The organism is Dehalococcoidia bacterium, from assembly GCA_035574915.1.
Lineage (GTDB): Bacteria > Chloroflexota > Dehalococcoidia > DSTF01 > WHTK01 > DATLYJ01.
This window is the reverse complement of sequence record DATLYJ010000015.1, coordinates 1-3,981: the sequence shown is the minus strand read 5'-3', so window position 1 is coordinate 3,981 and position 3,981 is coordinate 1. Positions and strand designations below refer to the sequence as shown.

Sequence of the window (3,981 nt, the reverse complement as noted above, 5' to 3'; positions counted from 1 at the left end):
CGCAGGTAGGCGAGGCGGCGCCGGCAGGCGAGCCAGCTCCGTCGCATCAGGTCGGCCACCGCCCTCGGCGGCAGGCCCGCTATGGCTAGCAGGCGCGCGTCCTCTTCCTCCGTCCAGGGGGCGCCTCGCCGCTGGCGTTTCGCGGTTCCGGTCTTGACTGGCATGTCTCTCCTCTCCTTCTCTTGTTGGCGGTTCTCACGCCGGCTCCACGCGCCGACGGCTCGTGGCCGAGCGCTGGAGGTACGGCGGCGATCAGGTGCATGAACCAGAGGCTATCGACCTTCCGCAGGTCGATGTCGTACGGGTGCTCGCGCAGGAAGTCCACCACCGCTTCTTCGGTGATGAGCCAATTGTCGCCGCCCTGCTGGGGGTGTGCGCTCGGTGTGACGTAGTCTTGCAGATGCGTATGCTCTGTGCCGTCTGGTCTGGGGGTGGTGCCCGGTCTAGCAGGCCATGCCCGCCGAGCGAAAGCTGCCGTCGTATAATCGTGCGTGCCAGGGCAGGTTCGTTAGTGGATGGCCTCGTGGCTAGCTTGGCCCTTGAACTGGGTCTCCGGAAGATTGGGAGCGATGAGGCGACAAAACACCGAGCATGTAATCAGAGACTACCTCTTGACGCTGTTGTTCAGGCAGATCGGCGAGCCCGATAGTATGCGCGGCGAAGGAGCGTCCGCCACGTTTAATATCAAGAATGACCTTGGTGGCGGGGTGTGCGCGGCTGAAGGCTCTCTGGAATACACCCTACCAGACGGGACGAGATGCAGCCACAAGAGTGACATACTGCTGAGCTGCCCGAGAGGAAAGCATGTGGCGATCGAGATCAAGTTTCTTTCCGCGGTCACCGACCAATTCAAAACCCGTTCGTATGACATGCTCCAGCTCAAGAAAGCGCACGGGGAGAATCTCGTCGGCATCATGGTGTACCTTCATGCGGCTGGCATAGGGATAGGAATCGAGCGCGCTCGGTCCATCTGCTATCCGTACGACCACTTTTTCGGCTTTGATTTCGATTCAGGTGCTCTGGAAGCGAATCGGTGGACGGAGGTCGTGAACGCGGTTGAGGAAGCGGTCGCCCAATGGTAACGAGCTTCAACGTCTCGGATACAATGGCGCGCCACCCCTTTGAGCTTCTTCTGTGTTCTCCCCTGCAAGCGCCTCGCTTTTCCTGCGAGGGCGCCAATTGGGAATGACGTACGGGAAGCGGTTGGCGAAGAAGCGGGAGGGGAGCTCCCGAGGAACAGGCCCCCTCTCCTCTCGACCCGCCGAACCCTTAGAACAGCCGCAACTGCTGTCCTTCGGGGGGCGGCGGGTCCTCCCCGCGGCTTTCGCTGCCGAAGACCGTAGCAGCGGCGCGTTTCTCGACCGCGGGTTCGTCCGCCGCTGGAGGCTCTTGTGGTTGGTCGCCGTTCGGGGGCGGCGTCAGTCGGACCGCGGCCCGAACTAAGGGCAGACCAAGCAGGGCGCTGAGGCCGCTGTCTCGGCGCTCCGGCAGCAGGAACCGCGCAGGCTCCGGTTCGGGCTGCGGCTCCTCAGGCGTCATGTCGTCGGGCTGTAGGGCCGCCTCCACCTCCTGCTCCTTCTGTCGTACCCCGGCGAAGAGGCCCTCCAGCGAGTCCTCGTTGGCCTCGACCCGCTCCGTTAAGCTGCGTGCCAGGGCCATCAGCAGGTCGTCGCCGTCGTCGCCGAAGCTCGCCAGGCCTTCCTCCACCAGCTCGCCCTCGACGGCCAGGGAGGCCTGGAGCTTCTTCGCAACGAGGGCCAGCGCCTGCGCCTGGAGCGTGCCCCGGTAGGCGAAGTAGACCACCCGGACCGGTAAGCGCTGGCCGATACGCCAGGAGCGTCGGCTGGCCTGCCGCATGGTGTAGACGCTGTACTCGACCTCGTACCAGACGATGGTGGGGAAGTCGACCAGGTCCAACCCGGTCTGCACGAGGCGCGGGTGGACCACGAGCACGTCCAGCCCTTCTTTCACGCGGCGCTCGACCCACTCCTCGCGCCGATCGGCGGACACGGTGTCGGACTTGAGGGTGGCGACGCGGAAGCCCGCCGCCCGCAGGAACGCTTCCAGCCGCGGCGAGATATCGCGGCTGGCCGTGTGGGTGATGTAGACCAGCACTCGGCGGCCATCCAGCCGCTCCCGCCGCACGAGGTCGAGGAGCGCCTGCTCCTTGGGGCAGAGGCGGTCCTCCGGCAGAGGCGGGACAGCGGCGAGTACCTCATCGGTGTGGGGGTCGACGACCGTCTCGCCCTTGGTGCAGGCGTCCGGGTATGCCAGCAGGCTCTGGAGGTAGGCGGCCAGGAGCCGCTTCGACCCTTGGGCCAGCGCCTGCACGACGGCCGCGTGGAGCTTGCCCGCAAGCCGGTGGTAGTAGGCGGACTGCGACGCCTCCTGTCCGCCGTGTCCGGCCTCCATCGCGACCAGCCGCACCTCTTCCCGGTACTCGGGAAGGCCCGCCGCCACGTCGGCCAGGCGGAGGAAGGCGGTGTTGCCGATCAGGTGGAAGAGGACGGCCGGGGACACGCCGGGCTTCTCCACGACGCGCGTGCGGTAGCCACGACGACGGCTCACGCGGCCATCCTCGTAGGCGTCGTCGTCCGCCTTGCGGGTGATCCGCTCGACGATGCCGTAGCGGGCCACCCAGCGCTGCTCGTCCTTGTAGGCGAACTCGTCCCGCACTGCGGGGGAGAAACGCCACAGGAGGTAGAAGAGCGTCGAGCTGTAGCCGCCCATGAGGGTGCCGGTGAGGGTAAGGACGCGGCGGCAGGCCTCGGCGAGGGCGCCGGCCGCCAGCCCCTGGGCCGAGCCCCGTGCCTTGTACTCGTGTTGCTCGTCGACAATGAGCAGGTCGAAGAAGCCGGGCATCCGCCGGGCGATGTAGTCGGCCAGCGGGAAGCGGCGAGGTCCCGACCGGTCGGCCTGCCAGAGCGGTCCGCGGCACGCCTGGCAGCGGTGCTTCTTGCGCTCGAGCTGCTCGCGTTCCAGCGGCAGGCCCTCGTTGTCGAGAGCCGGGGCGAAGCAGGCCGGGCAGCAGAGGCGGCGGACGGGCTCGCCGTCCTCTCCGCGGAGCAGCCGCCGGCCGGCGACGGCGAGACGCTCCACGACGGCGGGCGACCAGCGGTACGAGAGCTTCGCCTGCTCGCGCGACAGGACGACGAACAGCGGCTGGCCTCCGAGTAAGGGCAGGCGCTGGAGGTCCGTGATCGTGCGGACGATGGCAGCGGCAGCGCCCGGCACCGTGGCCAGGATCTCCCGCTGCCACTTGCGGACCAGGTGGGGCGGGCAGAGGACGAGCGCCCGTCGAGAGCCGGCCAGGTGGGCGGCCGCTGCCGCGATGGTGGTCTTGCCGGTCCCCATCTCGCCCACCAGGTTGGTGCCCCGGTGTCGCTGGAGGGAGAGGGCCACGGCCCGAATGGCGTCGCCCTGGGCGCCGAGGGGCCGGCGGCGCAGCCGGCGCAGGTCGAAGCCCCATTGGTGACGGTTGCGGGCCGTGTAGAGCGGCGGGTACGTGCGCAGCACCGCCCGCGTGATGGTCTCCTGGAAGGTCTCGATGAAGCGGGCCAGGTTCACGCCGCCCGCTCCTCTATGTCCTCAGGATCATCTGTAGAGCCTCCCTGGTGGATGACCTCGAACCGGCCCGTGCGCAGGTGCAGCGCGACTACCGAGGTGCGCAGCACCTCCCGTTCGATCTCCACCTCCGGGTCGCCGGACTCCACGGGCACCAGCTCCTTGTAGGTGCGGCCCTTGGCCAGCAGGCGGCGGCCATCCGCCTCCAGCAGGATGTTGTTGAGGAAGCCGGCGGCGATCAGCACGGCCAGGTGGCCGCGTCGGAGCGGCATGAGGGGCCGCACCGGCCGTTCTTCTGTCGGCCAGAGCCGCTCGCCGAGGGCCGGGCTTGTCCAGAGTCCATGCTCCCGCGCCTCGCGGGCCGCGGCTTCAGGGTCGAAGAACTGGGAGGCGAAGAGGAGCGGCCCCGTCCGCAGT

3 protein-coding genes are annotated in these 3,981 nt (G+C 68.1%); 1 reads left to right on the top strand and 2 read right to left on the bottom strand.

All coding sequences use genetic code 11. The features are described from left to right. Positions 1–611: 611 nt before the first annotated feature. Positions 612–1,082: a hypothetical protein gene (locus VNN10_01280; protein HXH20630.1), complete on the top strand. Its 471-nt coding sequence runs from the start codon at positions 612–614 to the stop codon at positions 1,080–1,082. 187 nt (positions 1,083–1,269) lie between these two features. Here the strand turns inward: VNN10_01280 and VNN10_01275 are convergent, their stop codons facing one another. Together VNN10_01275 and VNN10_01270 are read right to left on the bottom strand one after the other, a co-directional pair. Then, the gene (locus VNN10_01275; protein ID HXH20629.1) at positions 1,270–3,567 is read right to left on the bottom strand and encodes a helicase-related protein; all 2,298 of its coding nucleotides are present in this window, start codon (positions 3,565–3,567) and stop codon (positions 1,270–1,272) included. Further along, the coding region (locus tag VNN10_01270) for a hypothetical protein (GenBank protein HXH20628.1) at positions 3,564–3,981 on the bottom strand (418 nt) is incomplete at its 5' end. The genes VNN10_01275 and VNN10_01270, both read right to left, overlap by 4 nt.